Consider the following 20,818-nt stretch of genomic DNA (forward strand, 5'->3'; position numbering starts at 1 on the left):
ACACCATCACCTTACCACGTGACAACGCGTCACGCCTACGCGTGGCAGCCTATCACCCTGCCGCGTGATGAGCTATCACCAAATACATTATTTTTTTAATATACCGAAACCACATTTTCATACTCATAAGAACGGGCGTCCTTTACTATAGCTCCACTACCACTGGATTGGGTACAGACCTTCACACGCCAGTTGCCTGTTGTAACTTCTGCCGGAAGTACAAATTGCAATTTGGCAGGCGTATTGGGAGACACCTTTGTTGCAGGAATAAACACAGGAGTATCGCCTGTTTCGGTATCGGCCGGAGTGAAAGTAATACCAACTTCCGGATCATCCCCTTTCAAAGCAAGACGCATTCCCTGAATAAGTGCCATGCCGCGGAATGGCAAGCTATCTACCTCATTGTTGGTGGGGTCGTACACGCTTTGAATAACCGGGCCGACTGCCCCGGATTGTTCAAAAGCATAAACCGTAGCATCACCAATAGCTTTGATAGCCCCTTCTCCCTGTGTAAGGTTTACTGTAACTTTCAAACGGGATGGCTCTATATTATGTCCCAGATCCTTATCATATATTACTCCCTGTATGCTAATGGATGAACGGAAGAAACTGGTTACCACGTTATATCCTTCCGCCGCTGCCGCGGCGCATTCGTCCAGAAACAATTGCACAAAGGCTGCTCCATTTACATTTTTAGTTGCAATCTCCCGCTTTGCCAAACGTGCAATTATATCTTCCAGATACAAAGTACCCGTTACTTGAGCAGTGAGATAGAAATCATTCTTCACGTCTTTTGTCAGTTCGTTCTTGTGCGCAATTGCATTGATTGTTGCCATGCTTTTTTGTTTTAATTAGATTAAGGAAACTCTATTTTTTTTCGAAGCCGGGGCTTTGCCCCGGCTTCTCGTTTAAATTGTTAAATTGTTAAATTGATCAGATATCCCGGACACAGCGAACGCAGTTGCCGTTGTTCGTGTTGCCGCTACTGAAACTGCCATTGTAGAAGTCCAGCCTGCAGCGTATGCCGGCAATACCAATGTAGACCGAACTACTCCAGTAGTAACCGCTGATGAACGCAGCGAAGCCGGATATGGACTCTAACTTAGACTTATTCTGATACATGGCGAACAACTCAATCTGAGTAGGAACACGCCAACCGCTACCCTTACCACTACAATAACTAACAGCAGTAGCATAATTAGAAGTACTACCACGCTCTGTTTTCTCAATCTCGATAGAATATTCCTTAGTGACGGTAGCAGTAGAAGAAGTACCGTTCCTATCAGAACCCGTTGTACCGGAAGAAGCGCCACCATCGTAATTGAATGGAGGATAAGTAGTAAGGTTAGACTCTTTATTCTTATAAACATCGGCCAAGGCCTGGTTGATGGTGACCTTATTAAAAAGCCCTGCCGCCTGCTTAACCGTAACCGTTTTTGAATGGTTTCCCCCCGTTACTGCAATAGTAAACACAGCAGAACGCTCATTGCCCGTATTGGCAGAAGTATTAAACTTTAACGTTTGTGCCGATCCGGTGGCTGTAGATGAAGACGTTCCGGCAGAAATGGCCGTACTTCCACTCTTACGGGTAGCTGTCCACGGCAAACCGTTCGTACCCGTAACCGTAATGCTACCGCTCGTGGCAGTGGCTGCTATATCTACGGAGGTGTTGCTTACCGAGAATGTAGAACCGCTTTGTCTGATCGCTACCGCTTTCGATATATTTCCGGCTGTTACCGTTACATTGCCGCTACGTTCCGTTGAATTAGGATTCACCGAAGCTGTTTTATAAGTAAATGTTTGGTTGGAGCCATTAGTCGTCCCCGTAGTAGTACCTGTCAATGTCAACCAGGAAGAAACGGCATTGGCAACACTAAAGCTCAATCCGCTCGTTCCATTCAGCGTATAAGTACCGCTAGCGCCGGATGTTGCAGCCAATGGGTTCACATTAGCCGATACGGTAAGCGAAGATGCGGGTTGGCTAACGGCAATAGTTTTTGTAAGTCCGGCATCGGTGCCGCTTACGGCATTTCCGGCTTTCACCGTGATAGTACCGGAGCGGACAGAGGCGGACGGATTTACCGGGGCGCTATAGGTTATACTTTGCGCAGAGCCGGTCGTATTGTTCGTACCGCTGAGCGTGCCCGAAAGCGTCAACCAGTCCAGGTTGCTCTTAGACACTACCCACGAAAGACCTTGCGTAGCAGTAAAGGTAGAGGAGGCAGACTGGGTTCCTGTATTTGGTATCGTAGCAGCCCCGCTTACTGCGAGCGTAGATCCGGCTTGGTTAACAGTTAGTGTACCTGTTGGGCTATCGGCTTGTCCGCCGGCCGTAACCGTGATAGTACCTGCACGTTTGGCACTGCCGGGGTTGGTGGCTGTCGTACTATAAGTTACGGTATTGCTTGCTGCCGTGTTGCTTTCGCTGGTAGTGCCTACCGCAATCCAGGCTGTACCGGTGGAAGCAGTCCAGGTCAATCCGGGAGTGGCGCCAAAAGTTACCGAAGCATTAGACACCGGCGTAGCTGCCACGTCTACCGAGCTGCCTGTTACGGTAGAACCGGCCTGCGTAACCGTTACGTTTTTAGACAAAGCAAGGTAGCTGCCATTGCTTATAGAGTTTCCGCCCTTCACCACTACTGTGGCCTGGCGGGTATTCTTTGATGGGTTGCTGGTAGTAGCTTTAAACGTCAGGTCTTGATTTGCACCTGTAGCCTCAGTAGACAAAGGAGATGCGAACGAGAGCCAGTCCGCCCCGCTGATTGTTGCCTGAATCGCCAGTCCTTTCGTTGCATTTACCCACGCATTAGTGCTCACCGAATTAACAGCGGCGTCCATCTGCCCCGGGTTATTAACGGCCAATACGGAGCCGTTTTGTTTGACTGTAACAACTTTACCGTCTATCGTAAAGTTGTCGGACCGCTCTTCGGCCGAAGGGTTGGCAGATACGGCCGTAAACGTGATCTTGGCCGGCCCGTTGTATGTGATCTCCGCGCCTGCTCCTGCCGAAGTACTACCTATCATTGCCGAGAGCCATGTAGGCAGCATAAAGCTCCATTGCACACCCGGACGGGCTGTTACCTGCACATCTTTGGACGAACCTTTGGCTGCTTCCAGATTATCGGGGTTAATAATATCGGGTACTTTGCCTACCGTAACGCGCTTATCGGCAAAGTCTATTCCGGTAAGGGTTATTGTCATATTGTAGGCGCAGTTGCGCGAAACGTTATAATTGTTGTATGTATTCGTCATGTGAGTGGCATCGCCGCCGGGGTATAACTTGACGGAGACATTCTCGTAAGTAACGCCGTCTTGTATGGCCGTACCCTGTATTTCGATATATGTTGCATTCGTAACGCCTGTGCCTACTTTCTCTTTCTCGGATGATACGGCATTAGCTCCATTTACTATGCCTGCCTTGTTTTCGGGCAGATACCAGTACATAGTTGCCGAGGTGTTGTCTACTATTCCGGTATAGTTTTTATATGAAACCGACGATAGTTGTGCATCAGGTTCTATAAACTGTGATTTGCCGGGTACATTGTTCAACGTCACACTGGTTGGGGTGAACGAGAACCCGTTGGCATTACCGATTGTATACTTAAAAGCTATTTTAGCCGCCTGACGCACCATATCCACCGAGCTGGTTATTCCGGCATCCGTTATGGCTCCTGTCCATAATCCGGTCATACCCAGACTTCCCGAGGGAAGGCCGTCGGCCGAAACGGCAAAGTCTTTCGTATAAGTCTTCAATACGGCCTCGCTGGTAATAAACGATTCCAGGTCGCCGGCATTAACAATAAAATAAATGCAGCATGCAGCCGAGGTCTTCAGCTTTAAGTTCACTTCCATACCACCGGAAGGATTGGTTGTAAAAGCGCCGCTTTCAAAATACTGGCTATACAGTTTGCCCGTATCGTCGTATTGGGCTACCCAAAGGTTGCTTATGTTGTCTTCGGCCGTTTTATCCATTGCATTGGTTGCCCTTGTGGAAGGCGTAAATACGGTATCTACCGACTCTTTCGTTTCCTTTCCTGTAAACAGAAGGCTGCGCGAAGAGGGTGAGTTGCTGGATAGAACATTCATACGGAATGTTGCATCTACTTCCTTTCCTTCGCCTCCCGTTGTAGGACGTTCTTCTACTTCCGTTTGCGAACACGCACCCAGAAACATCAGCAAAACAAAAAGAAGCAAACATGTCAGCGAAAGCCCGACACGTAGTTTCCGGATATCTGCATACCTGTCACTATTTACTTTATTTGCCTGTTTCATTGTATTTTGTTTTTCCATTATCATCTCAACCTACATTACCGTTACCACTCCAATCAATATTAGTCCATTCAGCTATAACAATTCCTACGCCTATACCCTCATTAATATCCGGGTCGGAAGGATTCGGATTGCCGGGATCGGCTCCCCCTACATTATCGTCTGTAAACGAAATGGTATTCCAGTCCATCACACGCATAAGCAGTTTACTTACATCGTTCTTTACCTGCAGGGTAAAGACATATCTCTTGCCGGAATCAAATGCAATGTTCTTGTTGACCGTTGCACCCAGGTTTACCGAATTACCATCACGCTCTACCGTTACGGCTATATTAAAGGGAGTGCCATCTTTAGGAAGGACGATTCCTATCACTTTGTTCAATCCCAGGCTATCCGGATCGGAAGCGGGATCTACGACCTGAAAGTCGCTTTCAACAAAAGAGACTGTGCCGGCATCGGTAGCCTCCGATCCGGTCTTGGAAATCTCTTCACTCTCACCGGCAACCAGGTTTGCCCCCGACTTGGAAATGGAGCTTAGCTTCAGGGCGGTTCCTCTCAAACTAATCACCGAAACAGCGCTCGAAGCGTCGCAGGCCACATTGAACACGACCAAAGAACACTTTCGTTTAAATGTCTGTAAGGTTACAGTGCTTGAAGACTTGGATATGGTAACCGTTCGTGCACAAGAGGCCATTACATCCTCTTTGTGCGGGATATTTGTTATCTGGTTTGTGCCTCCTGCATTCGTAATCGGACGTGCCGGAGATATGGCATAGAAGTCGTACTTACCACTACGCACAAACATGCCTTTTGCAGTACCTTCTATTTTCTTTCCCTCATTATCTACCAGACAAGGAGATAATGAACCATCCGCCCCCACAACGTAGGTAGCCTGAAAATTGGGAGTAACAGTAGAAAAGTCTGCCGGGTTGGTCACAGTTTCACCCAAACGTCCTATCAGATAGGCAGCAATACGTACGGTTGCACCTTCGGGCAGAGCTGTCGGGTCTCCATCGGCCCGTACCTGCGCCTTCGTAGATGAACCGCCCGCTGTGACCACCGTCAATCCCAAATCAGGACGACTAAAGCTCAACTCTACCGGCTGAGCTTCGTCGGGAACGACATCTTCTACCATGCTGCCCGTACATCCCGTAGCCAACAAACAAACGGTAGCCAGCAGGGTACGGCATGAAAGAATTGTCTTATATAAATGGAATCGTTTCATCATGTCTCTTTGTTTTTTCTCTTGTGAATGGGAGGGGTATCTCTCCCCGCCCACCCTTTATAAGTTGACAGGTCACTTGTAAACTATCAACTTATTCAACAGGTATGTCCTCACCGTTACCGTTTCCGGCTATCCAGTCGGTCACCTGTAAATCTGTTATCACAATACCCTGAGGTTGTATCTCGATATTGTAGATATAGTTCTTGCCCTTCTCCCAGTTAATGTTGAATGTCGTAGGCGAACCATCATTTTGCGGCTTCATGGTGAACACCCGTTTGGCATCATCCGTAAACTCAAGGGTCACCCCCGTTGCCGTTACCGGAATAGCCAGCCCGAATGCCTGTATGGGAGCCTTTGACCTGTCAACTACATTGGTTGCTACCTTTCGCGGTTCCCCTACCGGGATGAACGAAAGTTGGTCTACCGCTGTAAGCGAACCGCTCAATTCGCCGGTTTCCAGATTCAACTTGGCGCTGGAAGCCTTCTTAAAAGCTCCTGTCCCTTTCAGTACCAGAGACATCACATACGACTCCGACAAGGCGGAGCCACTGTTGGACTCGATGATACGGAAGCTCACTTTAGCAAGGGCATGGCTCAATGTAAGCGACACCTGAGGATGCCAACGGTCTACGATAGCAGTGCCTTTACCGTACAGGTAGTCTTCCTGACCATCCAGTTCCCATTGTACATCGGTTGCTACATCTCCCGGAGCTCCGGTTCCGCCATCACTAAATATAAACGACTGCTTGTCCTTTACCGAGACGCTACTCATGACAGGTACTTTCGTACCATTCTCCGAAGCTAAGCTTACGCTCTTCTCAGAAGGAGAATAGGCATACACCGTTCCCTTTTCGGAAAAGAGATAGAGCATCGGATAGAAATCCAGATCAGGCTCCCAAGCCGAAACATTGTACTTGAATACCTGTCTGTAGTTGCCATCATACGGGTACGTTATTCCGTTCTTATCCTGCGTAACAAACAGTCCCACTGTTTGGAGCGGGTTAGGGTTACCCGGTGTAGCAACAGGAGGCACTCCCGTAACAATGCTTCTCGATTCCACCTCCACTGACAAGCCCAGATTCTTAACACTCAAAGGGACTCCCTCTTCCGTATTATCGCCTTCGCCTTCATGGCCTGTACCCAAAGAGGTCTCCGCCTCTGTACATGAGCACAGCAGTATCAATGCAATGAGCGACAGGTTATATAAAAACTGTTTCATGGGCTTTGTACTTAAAAGAGGATTATAGAGGTATTTCTTCGCTTATTTCTTCGTCTACCCAGTCTGTTACATCTACACTAACAACGTCCAGCTTATTCTTACCAGCCATCAATGTATAAATGTAATTACTACCGGCTACCCATTCCATAGCAGGAAGAGTAACAGTAAAGACCATATCGTCACTACTGTCATTTAAGGTAACTGTCACATCTATTTCATTATCACTAAATGAGATAGGATAAACCGACATGCTGACAGCCTTAGAAACAGTCTTACCGCTTACGGCATTCAGTCCTGTGCCTGCTACTATAAATTGGTTTTCGCTTTCTGTATCTCCTGTCTCTATCTGGCGTTTCAATATGTAATTGCTTATGTTGCGGGTGATTGTTGCTGCACTACCACTTGTTGTAATTGTACCGTCAACCAAAGACATCGTACCTTCTCCCAGAAAATTAGCAACACCCGAATGGTTCTTTATTACAATCGATTTAAGAGTGACATCTGAAGTGCTTAACTTTCCACCATCATATACACGGAAAGATACCATAGACAGCGCATGATTCATGCTCAAGCCAATCTTCCAACCCGGATTATTTTCATTTGCGTTATCTGCATCAGCATCCGGTTTAACAACAGCGAACCCATCGGCATGTCCATTATTTACATAACGGCCACCAGCAACAGTTGCGTCATGATACATATAGTCTTTTTCATCAAGAGATGCGATCTTCTGTTTACGGGCAGCACTGCTAGTAGAACCGTTTGAAGCCCATTTAGCACCATCCCACTTCATGGCTGCATTATTAGCATATTGAGCATCGATAGTGCCTGTTGCCAAAAGATTAGCAGGAACTTTCAAATCAGCTTCCGATGAAGGAATTACGCTACTAAGAGCATTTGCACTATAAGGATAATAAGCATATACGCAACCAACATCTTTCGTCAGGTAGAAAGGGGTCTCCTCCTGATCTGCATGGGTAGCGCCTTTCGTTAATATGGAAAGCCAGTTGGCTCCGGCTTCATCACCTACAAACCAAACCTGATGAGAAGTGGCATAAGCAGTATGGTTAGAGCCATCCGGTGAGTACCAAGCATTCTTGGCTTTGTTCAAGATTGCAATACCTATGCCCGGCACAGAATCGTTATTAGCATAATTGTCTTTGTTATAGGTAATCTTATTGCCTACTACAACAGAGCGCGTAACAGACTTCGTTCCGGCATCTACTTTCAGATTGGTGGTTACTCCTAATGCAACCTGTCCATTATTATCCGGCTGCGGAATATCCGTTTCATTTTCAGAACAGCTTACTGCTGTAAACATGGCAACCGCAAAGGCGCCAACTCTCATAATGTTCTTCATATCCATTTGTTTTTATGGTCCTCTTTACGGAGTACCTGATTTATATTAATTTCTCGTTTAGTTCGCTTCGCTCACTCTCTCCTCATACAGGTATTTCTTCCTGATCCATATCTGTCCAGGGTTCCACACCTACAGAAACAGCATCTATGCTATTTCCATCAGTAAAGGAAAGTGTTATCAAATGTCTTTTGCCTGTCTGGAAACCTCCTTCTACCGACAAACAAACATCGGATGTTGTAAGAACTTCATTTCCTCTTCCGTCTTTCGTTGTAGTTATACGGACGTAAAGCGGATGCTCTTTTGTACCGTCGACAGGCTGCACAGGCAACAAGACATATCCTTGGGCATCCGGCAAAGCATTCCCGGGATCTGTTACTTCCGGAATTGGCAAATCCCGAATATCCTGAACTGTTAAATCCCGTACATCACCATTCGACGAAACATTAGACAGCGAAGGAAATACCAACACAAGATCTAGCTCCTGCTTAGTATGGACTCCCACAATTTCAATGTTCTTTATACTTCCCCATTTATCGGGATGAGAACTGTAACAAACAAATTGTAACTGCGTAAGCAAATGGCGGAATGTACACAAGGTAACAGGAGCATCCATACTACCCGTCAAAAGTCCCGTAGCCATTATATCGGTAGTTCCGTCTACTGAAAATTGTACACCTCCGTTAACTAATGTCGCTTTCCCATTATCCGCCGGATAGTAACCATGCAGGCGAGTATTCTCTCCCTGTATCGGATATAACTGGGATTCTGCAAAAACAATCGGCCTGCGTCCGTTTCCATTTGTCCGCTTAGCCAGACAAATGTTCCAGCTCCCATACACAGCAGCTCCTTTCGACGTCTCGTCCTGACGGGCAAAGCATACATCCAAGTCCTTTTCATAGCCGGAGTTTATCACTGTACGGGTTGCAGAGCCAATAGCCCCTTCCAAATGCACCTCCATCGGAACAGGAATCGGATCATCCTTTCCATCCGAACAAGACATACATCCCCAAAGGAACATCGCGGTCACTGTCGTTAGTAAAATCTTCATCTCCTGCTACATTTAAAAACATTAGTTTGGAACAACAGAAGAACCTCCGCTGTTACCAGGTATCCATTCGGCTATACCGGCTTCTACGGTAATTTCTCCCGTTACAGTAAAGTTCAGGGTAATCATGTGAGATTGACTGGCTTTAACTCCATCTGCTATATTATTGATAGGTACTGTTAATGTTTTCTCCATACCGTCATAAGTAGCTTTCACTTCCAATGTAATAGCCGAAGCTGCTGTTCCCATACCCGACGTAGGATATAGCATCAAATAACCGGTCTTAGGATTTGTTTCCGTAGAAAGTGTAACAGCCGCAGGACAATTCAATACAGCTAAATCTGCATTTACCGGAGCTGCAGCAGGTGCTAAAGAAGCGCCGCTTGTTTTATCGATAGAAAGTTCTAATGCTGTAGGCACCGCTTTCACTATGATGGAAGTAATAGCAGACCATTTTGCAACTGCTTCACTAGAACCCACACATTTGAATTGCAATTGTGTTAGCAAATGCTGAAAGGTAAATGGCTGAAAAGGATTATTAGCAACACCCTTTTGTACGTCGGTAGCCATAATGTCTTCATCTCCCGTTATCGTATAAGAAACCTTTGCAGGATTAGATGTAGTAGCGAAACTAGCCTGGGGATAGAACCCAATTAATGCAGACTCTCCATTAGATACTGAATATGTTTGTGTTGTTCCGAATGTTACTGAAGTATTTCCGCTACCTCCGGCACGAACAGCATCAATAGCCACTGCCCATGTAGTGTTCGAAGAAGGATTATCCAAGCGTCCGAAAGATACATTCAAATCTTTACTATAATCGGCGTCAATCACAGCACGGGTAGTTGTACTAATACCTGCACTTAATTCAATATTTTTTGCTGTTCCGTTATCAATCGGTTCTTCATCATTTGAGCAACTGCATAAACCACATACAGCCAACATACCCACTAATAAATACTTGTTTGTTTTCATAACGTTCTATTTTATATTAATAATTATTATTCAACTGTACCTGAGCCTTCCGCACCTGGTTTCCAAGGAGCAACAGAGGCAGTTCCTTCAATTGTAACTTCACCACTCTTCTGGAATACTAAAGAAATAAGATGTGAATTGCCTGCCAATGCTTTCAATGGTTGCTGATCCTTTGTGTTTTTAATAGTAATTTCTTTGCTTATGGTATCATCGCCATACGTGATCTTTACTTTTACTCCGTCTAATGTATTTATCATTAACGGTTCACCAAACTTAACCAACGTAGTAGTTAATGCCAGCGGTGTTTCGGGAGCACCGGGTACAGGAACTTCTGCTGCAGTGGCATAAGTAATTCCACCATCTTTAATATTCATGGATTGTGCATACTGTGCACCTTGTACCTTTATGGCTTTTACTGCTTTAGGGCTATCTTCCATATACGCCTCAGACGCCTGTACCTGAAAAACCAATTGAGTTAATGCGTGCGTAAAAGCAAAAGCTCCAACCGGTTTCATTTTACTTCCATTCACTATTCCACCCCACATAATGTCTTCCGTTCCAGTTTTCTTAAAGGTTACGACACCACTCACAGAAGCAATATTAGGATGCCAAGCTGCCATATAAACATTTCCATTTGTCGGATATGTCTTGGAAGTATTTAACGGCACTTTATCTCCTGCTGAAGTTTCGGCAGCCGTCAGTGTTACCGAATTTTGCCAACTTGGAGCTACAGTCCAGTCTGTTGGTTCACTTGTAGCTTCAAAAGCAGTAATGGCAACAGTAAACTCATCACCTGTTGTGACTGGAGCTTTTGTAATTGTTCCATATACAGTGGCACCAATTTTGATTTCCGCATCACTACCATTACCGGTCATTCCATCATCAGATGAGCAACCACACATCGTTACGGCCAATAATGCCGAACAAATCCAACTTTGTTTCATAATACTTATAATTTATATTCACTCTATAACTCCCATTCCATTACTACCCCTTATCCAATTGGCAACTATCGAAGACAATTCAATGACTCCTTTCGTATGTACATTTATTGATAAGAGATATGAAGTTCCTGCCAAAGACATTCCTCCCTCTTCTTCAAAAACCACAGGCAAATGCTCAAACCTTGTTTCATTGCCAACAGACGTCTGCAAGATTACAGAAATATAGACAGGTACATTGGGCTGGATCATTACCACACCAGGGACAGATACATTATCCGTACCCAGCAAAACGACATCACCATCTGTATAGTCATATCCTATAATGTCTTTTTTTGGACCTGTAAATTGGAGAGATTTATCTGTAAGAGACAAAGTTGCTTCTGCTTGTGTACCTTCTACTATAATTGATTTAAGGGATAAATTCCGTAAAGCACCCTCGGCATCACAACGAATCTGAAAACGTAACTGTGTAAGCAAATGAATGAAATCGAAACGTTTTTCATCCTGCCAGAACATATCGTTCATGCTTCCTGCCTGTTCTTCCGACAACATAATATCTTGCTGTCCGTCTAGTATATATGAAACTTGATTATTATCCGACAGCTCAGCCGATGGTATAAAACCACATAAGTATACTTGACTATTATCTTCGGGATAATAACGCGGTTCTGCAAAAACGACACGGCCGACTGATTGCATGGCAGCACTCCAGACTTCTGTATAGTTTTTTGATTCGACACCTTTCGCAAAAAAGACAGAATCATCTATTATATTTTCATAATTATCGCTACCTGCATAACCTAGCTGTGATTGTAAAACAATTTCGCGCCGTCCGGAAAAATCATCTTTTTCCGACGAACACCCCGTTCCTGTATAAATAAATAATACAATCAGAGCTAACAGACGATAAAAACACAATACAAATTTCATACCCTTACGTAATTTCTATATACTACTCATAGGTTTCAACCCCGGCAACCCCTTTATGCCAGTCGGTCAATTCTATCTTTATCCCATCTATTTTATCCGGCGAAATCTCCAAATCCAATACTATATAAGTGGATAAACTTTCATTAAAAGCGTCATTCACCTGATCGCTTATATCTGTTGATGAAGTAAAAGCATTACCATCCTTCTTGGTAACGTTAAGAAACAACTCCGCACGTTCACCTTCACCTCCGCAACAAAAACCAAATAAATTAAGCGATGTAGCATATACATCACCTGCAATCTGTTCCGGAGTAAATCTGACAGAAGCCACACGGTCAAAAAGAGCTTTCCCCGTAGGAATATGTATTTCAGGAGAAACACCATTAATAAAACCATCTATCTTCCTGATACCATCCAAACCAATTATTTTAATATTCAACTCCACTTGCTTAACCAAACAAGCCGGATATAATTCATTGGTGCTACAATCGGGGCCGCTAACGTCAAGTTTTCCCTCACCTGTACCATACAAATTCATAGGCTGGGCAACATGCGACACCGTAGCTTTCAAAGAAGAAACAGGACGAGCAACTGCACGGGCAGCATCGTAGCCATTATCCATATCTAAATCTATATTCGCACCATCAGGGTTGCAAACGGCAACCTGATAAATTCCGGCAGGCAGAGTACCTTCATATCCGGAAGATTTGCCATACCTAAGAATAGGAACAGAAGAGCCTTCCTTATAAAAATAATAGATCATGTCCGAGGGTTTATCCTTCGTTTTCCAATTCAATATCAAACGAACCTTTCCATTACGATCCCAGTCTTCGTCTGTAGAACGATATACGCAGGCTGATAATCCGGCAACTAAAGCAATGATTCCGGCCAAACATAGGACTTGTGTATATTTACATTTCACCATACTCTTTCCTTTAAAATCCAAAACGATACAATACACTTATTTTGAGCCCAACCATAAATCCGGTAGACGAAAAACGAGTCTCCAAATAATTTTTATTATCTATTTCGTCATACCTGTATTTCTTTCCATTAAAGACAGAACGATATCCGGTCTGCAACTCCGCTTCCATACAAAAACCGGAATAAACAGGAATTAAATAACCGATTGAAGCACCTGCTGTCCAAAAACGTCCGGTACGACCATACAATCCATCCACACTAATTTTCTCCCCCCGTATATCAAAATCACCATACTGTCCAAACAATCCAACACTAAGCCCACTAAAAGAGCCTTTTTCAATCGGCCACACTTTAGGCGATAATGTAATATCTGATACGGACCATTTATTATCATCCTTTCCCTTATACGAAAAGTCTGCATATTTACCGGCCAAAGCAATCGACCATCTATCAGCAAAATAGTATTCTAATTCCAGGTTTGGCATAAAAGAACCTATCTGAATCCCTGTATTTCCATTGCCCAATTCAAGAGAAGAAACAATTTTAAACCAAGGCAGTAAATTCGTTTTTACTGCAAATTTTAAAGGAAAGACATAATGTGCAGTCTGTAATTCTTTCTGTACAACAGACGGGGTAGTTGATTTAACTGCCGGTTTTACCGTTTGTGTTTTGAGTACCGGAGTCCCATTTTCTGTTATCACTCTTCCGGTAACAGAAACAGATGGTTTATTTTTAATAAGCAAACGATAGTCTTCTAGCTCCGAGTCATCAAACAATTCGTCCGTAATAACATAAATGATACGACTTTCTCCATTTGAAGAACCCCGTGAATAGAAATCAACATAAGGAACACTTCCGTATCGTTTAATAGCATCTTTAACAGCAACAGGATATAGACTTTCACTATAGCAGATTTCCTGATTAACAAACCACGGAAGAGGTGATCCTACTAAATATACATCTACCCTATCCCTGTATGTTCCACTCTTATCAATGTAGAAAGCCACGCATTCATGAGGAATATTCAATTTGGATTTAACATATGCACGTATACGACTTGCACGAAGTGAAGCTTCATTAATAACAGTTCCTTCGGCATAATCATAAGCGCTGACATGAGCAACAATTAAAATATGAGATTTATTATCCAATAATTTTGAACGGGCGGAAAGAAGATCTTCGTTCATACATTGCAAAGCAAACGCATTATCCCCATAATCGACTAGTAAAAAATTCTGATTTTCTGGAAAAGAAAACAAATAAGAATTAGCAGGTAAATAATTCTGTGCCAACACTTCATTTACCCCTAACAATATACAGAATAACAATATGTTCAGAACTTTTTTCACTACTTAAGCTTCTAAGTTTAATTGTGCATCTATTATCAATAGGTGCACATAAGACACTACATATTTGTATTTCAACTATATACAACACATCTATAACCTTCTTTTAGATTAATTGTAAAATAATGCCATTGTTAAAATAGGCTAACTCGTCAGTATTATTGATCGTTAAATTATGTTTCATCGGTGAATTATAAGTGTTTTGGTATTTTTATTTTCACTATTTTTGTGACGGTATTTACAAATAATAAAACAATGTGCACCTATTGATAATAGATGCACATTGTTTTATTTTGAGACACAACATGAATTTCAAGAGCAATTTAAAATCTGGAGTGTTTTGTTTTTTTAATCATTCTATTTGAATAAAACCTGGATTTATAGTTCAATTACCTTTTTATTTATACGTCGTATCAAAGAAGAATTAAAAGAATCTAAGTAAATTTGCGTTGTTCGTTCACTGGCATGCCCCAAACACGTACTAATAATCGCTGTCGGCATTAAATTATTACGGGCGACTGTTGCCCACGTATGGCGGGCTACGTACGAACTGAGTCCCTGTATATCTAACTTTTCCCCTATACGTGCCAGATTCCGGTTATACGCAGTGAGGCCACTACGATAACGTTGATAATTTTCTTCAAGTGATGCATCATCCAACAAGATTGGCCAAACATAATCACTATCTTCCCGGCGATATCTGTCAATTAAATGCAACATTGGAGATTCCAGAAATATAACGACCTCTCTCTTCGTTTTGACGCGTTGATAACGGATCATATTCTCATGTATATTTGAATGGCGTAAATAAGCCATATCGGCGTATCCCATACCACATGAATAAAAACTAAACATAAACATATCTCTTGTTAAGGCAACTGGAGTTCCAAATACTAAATTCAAATCCAATATTTTCCGTAATTTATTCTTGCTAAGAGAGCGTTTAACTGTTGGTTGTGGAGTAAATGAAAAACCTTCAAAAGGATTTTTACGCGAAGATATACATCCCAAAGACTGTGCCCGATTATAAATAGCTCTTATGTTCCGTAAATAAAAATGTACTGTATTACGACTTATCCCTCTATTTTCAAGCCACTCTACATAATCTCTAATAAATTCATGATTCAATATATGAAAAGGAATCCATGTATTCCCCACAAAAAGGATTAAAGACTTCAAACTACTTTGATAAACCCGTACTAAACCTAAATGACCAGTTTTCTTTTTTTCCTCTATTAACTGGTCGGCAAACCATACAAAACCTTTACGGCTAACATTTGCTCCTATTGTAAATTTATTCTCCATAACTAATTAATATAAAAAACCATGTGAAAAATAAACAGAGGAAAACACAAAAATGATATATTCAAATATTAGCTTATATTAGTCATTTTAGCTAAAAACAAAAAACAGAAACTAAGGTTACAATTAACAATAACATAATAAGCCCATTATTATATAATGGACTATCTGGTTAAAACATGATTACAAAGAAGCCAGAATAAGATTCCACACATCAGCATCCTATTCTGTAGTATATACCGTTGCATCTACTGCATGTGATAAAATATATGCAGCAGGTGTATCGTTTGATGGAGAAAAACGATCTGCCAAATGCTCTATTACAGCCTTCTTATCTTCTCCGAAAACGGGTATCAACAAAGGTGAATTATTAAGAATAAGGGTACCTGTCATAGTAATACGAAACTGATGACTGGCTGGATGCTGAGAAACTGTATAACTACGGCTATCTGACAATAGTTCCATTGTATTAGGAAAAATAGAAGCTGTATGTGCATCATTTCCTATGCCTAATATAATACAATCAAAAGTAGGCATCAAGTTAAATAACGGCAGATATTCTTTTACTTCCCACGAATAACGCATAGCTTCTGCCCCTGGTTCTTTCTCTCCTTTAATACGATGAATATGTTCTTCCGGAATGTGCAGAGGTTTAAACAACAAACGATTTGCCTGTCCATAATTACTATCAGAATCTGAAGCGGGAACACACCGTTCGTCTACCCAGAAAAAGCGAAGTGCATTCCAATCAATTTTATCTCTATATTCTTCTACCCAAAGGGAAAACATTTGTTTTGCAGTTTCCCCTCCCGACAACGCCAGATTAAACGGCTCTAAACCTTTTTCCTGCATTAGCTGAGTCAAATGCTCAGTCATAATACGAAGCGCTGTTTTTGAATCTTTACAATATTCTATTTTCATATATTCTCTTTATTTACTTTTACAGGAACAAGGCTTTTCCACCATTCCCAACATTATTTTCTGGAACGGGCCATTTTCTCCCGGCTGATAATAAAATAAGTTCTTCTCACCTTCCTCTTTCCAGTGATGAAGAATTGGATCTATAAATTTCCAACTGGTTTCCAAAGCATCACTACGTGCATATAATGTGCTATCGCCTAACATTGCATCCAACAAAAGACGTTCATATGCATCCGGAAGATAAGTCTTAGAAAGTGAATCATAACGAAAATCCATACCAACCTGTTTCACTTCAAAACCTGCGCCGGGCATCTTTAATCCGAATTTCAAAGAAATACTTTCATCCGGTTGAATCCGAATTGTAAGCTTATTGCACGAACCTCCCGAACATTGTCCCACAAACAATTTATGCGGAGTTGATTTAAAATGAATGACGATTTCCGATTTTTTCTCCGGCATCTCTTTCCCTGTTACAAAATAGAACGGAACTCCACTCCAACGCCAATTGTCAATAAAAAATTTCATAGCCACATAAGTTTCTGTAGTAGAATCCGGCGCAACATTTTTTTCTTCCCGATAGCCTTTATATTGAGCCCGGACAATTTGTGTATCAATTTCTTTTGGCTTAAACGGACGAAGAGAACGAAATACTTTTACTATTTCATCCCGAATAGGTTCCGGTTCAAAAATGGCAGGAGATTCCATCGCAACAAACGACATAAGTTGCATCAGGTGGTTCTGAATCATATCACGCATCGCACCCGCTGAATCATAATATTTACCACGATTTTCAACTCCCAACGTTTCTGTTGCACTAATTTCTATAGATTCTATATAATTACGATTCCAGAGTGGTTCAAATATACCGTTCGAAAAACGAAGTACTAATATATTTTGTACCGTTTCTTTCCCTAAATAATGATCTATACGATAAATTTCTTCTTCATGGAAAATATGACGAAGATGTTCGCTCAATGCTCTCGCTGATTCAAAGCTAGTACCAAAAGGTTTTTCAACAATGATGCGTCTCCAACCATCCGTTGATTGGGAAGCATTCAATCCACTTTCCAATAAACATCGCGGAATCACTTCATACATCATCGGGGGAGTTGCCAGATAATATATAATTTTATCCGGCAATTGGTACTTACTCTGCAATAACTCAATTCGCTCACGCAATTTATAATACTCATCCGTATTATTAGAGTCGAACGATAAATAATAAACAAAATCAAGGAACTGGTCAAGTTGCTCTTCACTATATTCTTTACCTTTCTGTTCATCAATAATATGCTGGCGCTCAAATGTACGATATTCCTCATCCGAATAGTTAGTCCTGGATGCTCCTAAAATGCAAAAACGGTTCGGAAGCAAACCCCGAACATGCAATTCGAAAAGGGACGGAAGCAACTTACGGCCAGTCAAATCACCCGATGCTCCGAATATAACTAATAATTGATCATCTGCCTTTTTCATACTATTCTTTTTAAACGTTATAACTACCGGAAACTGTCTGTCCTCCCTCACCAGTCCAGTTTGTGTGAAAAAATTTCCCTCTTTCCCAATCCACCCGTTCATACATATGAGCTCCAAAGTAATCACGTTGCGCTTGGATAAGATTTGCAGCAGAATGAAGCGTTTTCAGTCCGTCAAAATAACTTAGTGCAGCACTCATAGCAGGCAAAGCGATGCCATTCATCACACCTTCAGATACAGATTTACGCCAAGCAGGAAGCGAAGTTTGTATTTTACTACGGAAAAAATCATCAAACAACAGATTCTCCAACTCCGGTTGTTTACGATATGCTTCCGTTATCTTCTGCAAAAATACAGAACGAATAATACACCCTTTACGCCATATCATTGCTATAGTACCATAATCCAGTTTCCACCCGTAGTGCTCGGAAGTACGGCGAAGGAGAGAAAATCCTTGTGCATACGAAACCAATTTAGATGCATAAAGAGCCATACGAAACTCTTCTGTCGAAAGAGTTGTTTCTTCTTGAATACCTACATATGGATATAGCCCCGATGCTTTTTTACGTTCATCCTGCAATGCAGAAAGCATACGTGCATAAACAGCCGCTGTAATCAAAGTTAACGGATCATTTTCGTCCATAGCAGCAATGGCACTCCATTTACCGGTTCCCTTCTGGCCTGCCACATCAAGAATTTTATCCAACAAATAAGTACCACCTTCTTTATAACGAAGTATATCTGCCGTAATATTAATCAGATAACTATCCAATTCACCTTTATTCCATTCATCAAAGACACGTGCTAATGTTTCATTATCCAATCCTGCAAGATTTTTTAAAAGCGAGTAAGCCTCTGATATAAGTTGCATATCTCCATATTCGATACCATTATGTACAGTCTTAACAAAATGCCCTGAACCACCCGGACCAATCCATTGGCAGCACGGAGTCCCATCATCCAATTTTGCTGCTATAGCCTGCAGGATATCTTTTACCAACGGCCAGGCTGCAGGCGAACCACCCGGCATAATAGAAGGTCCATACAATGCCCCGATTTCGCCACCCGATATACCGGTACCAATAAAATACATTCCTAAACTTTCAACCTCCTTTACACGGCGTTCTGTATCAAGAAAATCCGAATTGCCTCCGTCAATGATAACATCGCCGGGAGATAAATACGGAACAAGTTGTACTATCAGTTCATCAACCGGAGAACCGGCTTTAACCATCATCATTATTTTGCGGGGTCTGCTAACTGACTCAACCAAATCTTTTATAGAAAAGGCTCCTATAAAGTTTTTCCCTTTCCCCCGTCCTTCAAGGAAACGGCCAACAACTCCTTCCTCACCAGGAGCTGTCCGGTTATATACAGAGACTTTAAAACCTTTACTTTCCATATTCAGGGCCAAGTTTTCACCCATCACGGCTAAACCAATCAGTCCAATATCAGATTTTTCAAAATTATCCATATCATTGTTATTTTAATTTATCATAGAAAACAAATCATTCAATGCTTCACTCATTGAAGGATGAGTAAAAATATTATCTCTAAGAAATGTATAGTTTTCACCTGTCCGCACAGCTAAAGACACTATATTTATAACTTCACTAGAATCGGCACAGAAAAGGGTACACCCCAGAATACATCCTGTATCTTTATCCACAACCGCTTTCAATAAGCCTTCCGGCTGGCCGAGAGTCCGACTTCTGGGATTAGCAGCCGAAAGCATTCTGGCTACTTTTATATTCTTACCCATTTTCAAGGCTTCTTCTTCACTTACTCCGACACGGGACAAAGGAGGGTCTATAAAAACAGAATATGCAATTGCTTGCCTATCGTCCAAGTTACGATGCCCGTTACCAAACAATTCTTCCTTGATAATCCGGTAATCGTCCAAAGATAAATAGGTAAATTGAAGTCCTCCATGTACATCTCCAACCGCCCAGATATTCTCTACATTTGTACGTAAATGCTTGTCTACAACTATAGCACCTCTACTATCTGTTTTAATACCAGCTGCCTCTAAGTCCAAACTTTTTGTGTTAGGACGACGACCTGTTGCCAATAAAATAGCATCCGCATTTACTTTTGTTGTTTCGCCTGTTATCGCATCCCTGTAAATAACAGATGCTTTTTTAGAATCATGCTCTATAGTCTGAACAATTGCATTCAGATGGATATTTATTCCCTTTTTTTCCAATACTTCTTTGACTGCCGCAGCAATGTCTCTATCTTCCCGGGGAATAAAATGTTCACCTGCCTCTAAAACAGTAACTTTTGAACCAAATCCTGTAAACATTGAAGCAAACTCCAACCCTACATACCCTCCACCTATAATAGCCAAACGCTTGGGCAATTTATTCAGTTCCATAATTGATGTACTTGTATAAACATAAGGATTTCCCTTTATACCGTTTATATTAGGAATAATTGTCGAAGCCCCTGTATTAATAAAAATTCTCTCTCCTTCAATTTGTATGGTTTCTTTAGAAGACTTCACTAAAATTTCATAAGGAGAACGGAATGAAGCCTCACCTGTGTAAACAATTACATTATCTTTTGTATTTAATTTTTCGTAATTTACTTTACGGAGAAAAGAAGTTAAATCATTTTTAGCTTTGACCGCTTTTTTATATTCTTCTGCATATTGATCAAAACTAGCAGGTCTCCGATACTCCGAAACTTTAGACAAGTGTACCAGTGTTTTCGTCGGAATACAACCAATATTAATACAAGTCCCGCCATACATTTTTGATGAACGTTCAATAATTGCAACACTCCATCCGCGAGACGCAAACTCTGCAGCTAATGTTTTTCCTGCTTTACCAAAACCTATAATTATTGCATTATATCTTTTCATTGCCGTCCTTTCTCCT

The 20,818-nt window shown here is 42.0% G+C and carries 16 protein-coding genes; all 16 read right to left on the minus strand.

Annotated elements, in window-relative coordinates:
• Positions 1-95 precede the first annotated feature (95 nt).
• Positions 96-836, minus strand: coding sequence for a DUF4469 domain-containing protein (locus C4S38_RS00885; RefSeq protein ID WP_099465225.1), 741 nt, complete (start codon positions 834-836; stop codon positions 96-98).
• Between the two features lie 97 nt (positions 837-933).
• A complete protein-coding gene (locus C4S38_RS00890; RefSeq protein ID WP_160034610.1) occupies positions 934-4,272 on the minus strand; it encodes a BACON domain-containing protein in 3,339 nt (1,112 codons plus the stop codon).
• Positions 4,273-4,297: 25 nt separating this feature from the next.
• A complete protein-coding gene (locus C4S38_RS00895; RefSeq protein ID WP_234999259.1) occupies positions 4,298-5,497 on the minus strand; it encodes a BF2992 family fimbrillin-A clan protein in 1,200 nt (399 codons plus the stop codon).
• 88 nt (positions 5,498-5,585) lie between these two features.
• Entirely contained in the window at positions 5,586-6,713 is a 1,128-nt protein-coding gene (locus tag C4S38_RS00900) for a fimbrillin family protein (RefSeq protein WP_103982149.1), read from the minus strand.
• Positions 6,714-6,735: 22 nt separating this feature from the next.
• Positions 6,736-8,073 carry a fimbrillin family protein gene (locus C4S38_RS00905; protein WP_234999260.1) on the minus strand — a complete coding sequence of 446 codons (1,338 nt, stop codon included), beginning with the start codon at positions 8,071-8,073 and terminating at the stop codon, positions 6,736-6,738.
• 82 nt (positions 8,074-8,155) lie between these two features.
• Entirely contained in the window at positions 8,156-9,121 is a 966-nt protein-coding gene (locus tag C4S38_RS00910; protein WP_103982150.1) for a fimbrillin family protein, read from the minus strand.
• A gap of 21 nt (positions 9,122-9,142) precedes the next feature.
• Positions 9,143-10,093 (minus strand): fimbrillin family protein, encoded by a 951-nt coding sequence (locus C4S38_RS00915; protein WP_103982151.1) that lies wholly within the window; start codon positions 10,091-10,093, stop codon positions 9,143-9,145.
• A gap of 26 nt (positions 10,094-10,119) precedes the next feature.
• A complete protein-coding gene (locus C4S38_RS00920; RefSeq protein ID WP_103982152.1) occupies positions 10,120-11,037 on the minus strand; it encodes a fimbrillin family protein in 918 nt (305 codons plus the stop codon).
• An 18-nt stretch (positions 11,038-11,055) separates the two neighbouring features.
• Entirely contained in the window at positions 11,056-11,967 is a 912-nt protein-coding gene (locus C4S38_RS00925) for a fimbrillin family protein (RefSeq protein WP_103982153.1), read from the minus strand.
• A gap of 22 nt (positions 11,968-11,989) precedes the next feature.
• Positions 11,990-12,892 carry a DUF5119 domain-containing protein gene (locus tag C4S38_RS00930; protein WP_146059436.1) on the minus strand — a complete coding sequence of 301 codons (903 nt, stop codon included), beginning with the start codon at positions 12,890-12,892 and terminating at the stop codon, positions 11,990-11,992.
• A 10-nt stretch (positions 12,893-12,902) separates the two neighbouring features.
• On the minus strand, positions 12,903-14,240 hold the full coding sequence (locus C4S38_RS00935; RefSeq protein ID WP_234999261.1) for a DUF3575 domain-containing protein: 1,338 nt from the start codon (positions 14,238-14,240) through the stop codon (positions 12,903-12,905).
• Positions 14,241-14,615: 375 nt separating this feature from the next.
• Entirely contained in the window at positions 14,616-15,542 is a 927-nt protein-coding gene (locus C4S38_RS00940) for a tyrosine-type recombinase/integrase (RefSeq protein ID WP_103982155.1), read from the minus strand.
• A 219-nt stretch (positions 15,543-15,761) separates the two neighbouring features.
• Positions 15,762-16,460 (minus strand): 6-phosphogluconolactonase, encoded by a 699-nt coding sequence (gene pgl / locus C4S38_RS00945; protein ID WP_103982156.1) that lies wholly within the window; start codon positions 16,458-16,460, stop codon positions 15,762-15,764.
• Between the two features lie 9 nt (positions 16,461-16,469).
• A complete protein-coding gene (gene zwf, locus C4S38_RS00950; protein WP_103982157.1) occupies positions 16,470-17,936 on the minus strand; it encodes a glucose-6-phosphate dehydrogenase in 1,467 nt (488 codons plus the stop codon).
• A 10-nt stretch (positions 17,937-17,946) separates the two neighbouring features.
• Positions 17,947-19,410, minus strand: coding sequence for a decarboxylating NADP(+)-dependent phosphogluconate dehydrogenase (gene gnd, locus C4S38_RS00955; RefSeq protein ID WP_103982158.1), 1,464 nt, complete (start codon positions 19,408-19,410; stop codon positions 17,947-17,949).
• Between the two features lie 12 nt (positions 19,411-19,422).
• The gene (locus C4S38_RS00960; RefSeq protein ID WP_103982159.1) at positions 19,423-20,802 is read right to left on the minus strand and encodes an FAD-dependent oxidoreductase; all 1,380 of its coding nucleotides are present in this window, start codon (positions 20,800-20,802) and stop codon (positions 19,423-19,425) included.
• Positions 20,803-20,818 lie beyond the last annotated feature (16 nt).

Origin of the sequence: Parabacteroides chinchillae (assembly GCF_900108035.1) — a bacterium.
GTDB lineage: Bacteria > Bacteroidota > Bacteroidia > Bacteroidales > Tannerellaceae > Parabacteroides > Parabacteroides chinchillae.

Excerpts from the sequence above, each read along its gene's own strand:
- C4S38_RS00915 (WP_103982151.1), bottom strand. The coding sequence starts at position 10,093 with ATGAAAACAAACAAGTATTTATTAGTGGGTATGTTGGCTGTATGTGGT.
- C4S38_RS00910 (WP_103982150.1), bottom strand. The coding sequence starts at position 9,121 with ATGAAGATTTTACTAACGACAGTGACCGCGATGTTCCTTTGGGGATGT.
- C4S38_RS00960 (WP_103982159.1), bottom strand. The coding sequence starts at position 20,802 with ATGAAAAGATATAATGCAATAATTATAGGTTTTGGTAAAGCAGGAAAA.
- pgl (WP_103982156.1), bottom strand. The coding sequence starts at position 16,460 with ATGAAAATAGAATATTGTAAAGATTCAAAAACAGCGCTTCGTATTATG.
- C4S38_RS00885 (WP_099465225.1), bottom strand. The coding sequence starts at position 836 with ATGGCAACAATCAATGCAATTGCGCACAAGAACGAACTGACAAAAGAC.
- C4S38_RS00900 (WP_103982149.1), bottom strand. The coding sequence starts at position 6,713 with ATGAAACAGTTTTTATATAACCTGTCGCTCATTGCATTGATACTGCTG.
- C4S38_RS00920 (WP_103982152.1), bottom strand. The coding sequence starts at position 11,037 with ATGAAACAAAGTTGGATTTGTTCGGCATTATTGGCCGTAACGATGTGT.
- C4S38_RS00930 (WP_146059436.1), bottom strand. The coding sequence starts at position 12,892 with ATGGTGAAATGTAAATATACACAAGTCCTATGTTTGGCCGGAATCATT.
- C4S38_RS00890 (WP_160034610.1), bottom strand. The coding sequence starts at position 4,272 with ATGAAACAGGCAAATAAAGTAAATAGTGACAGGTATGCAGATATCCGG.
- C4S38_RS00925 (WP_103982153.1), bottom strand. The coding sequence starts at position 11,967 with ATGAAATTTGTATTGTGTTTTTATCGTCTGTTAGCTCTGATTGTATTA.
- C4S38_RS00940 (WP_103982155.1), bottom strand. The coding sequence starts at position 15,542 with ATGGAGAATAAATTTACAATAGGAGCAAATGTTAGCCGTAAAGGTTTT.
- C4S38_RS00905 (WP_234999260.1), bottom strand. The coding sequence starts at position 8,073 with ATGAAGAACATTATGAGAGTTGGCGCCTTTGCGGTTGCCATGTTTACA.
- C4S38_RS00895 (WP_234999259.1), bottom strand. The coding sequence starts at position 5,497 with ATGATGAAACGATTCCATTTATATAAGACAATTCTTTCATGCCGTACC.
- zwf (WP_103982157.1), bottom strand. The coding sequence starts at position 17,936 with ATGAAAAAGGCAGATGATCAATTATTAGTTATATTCGGAGCATCGGGT.
- gnd (WP_103982158.1), bottom strand. The coding sequence starts at position 19,410 with ATGGATAATTTTGAAAAATCTGATATTGGACTGATTGGTTTAGCCGTG.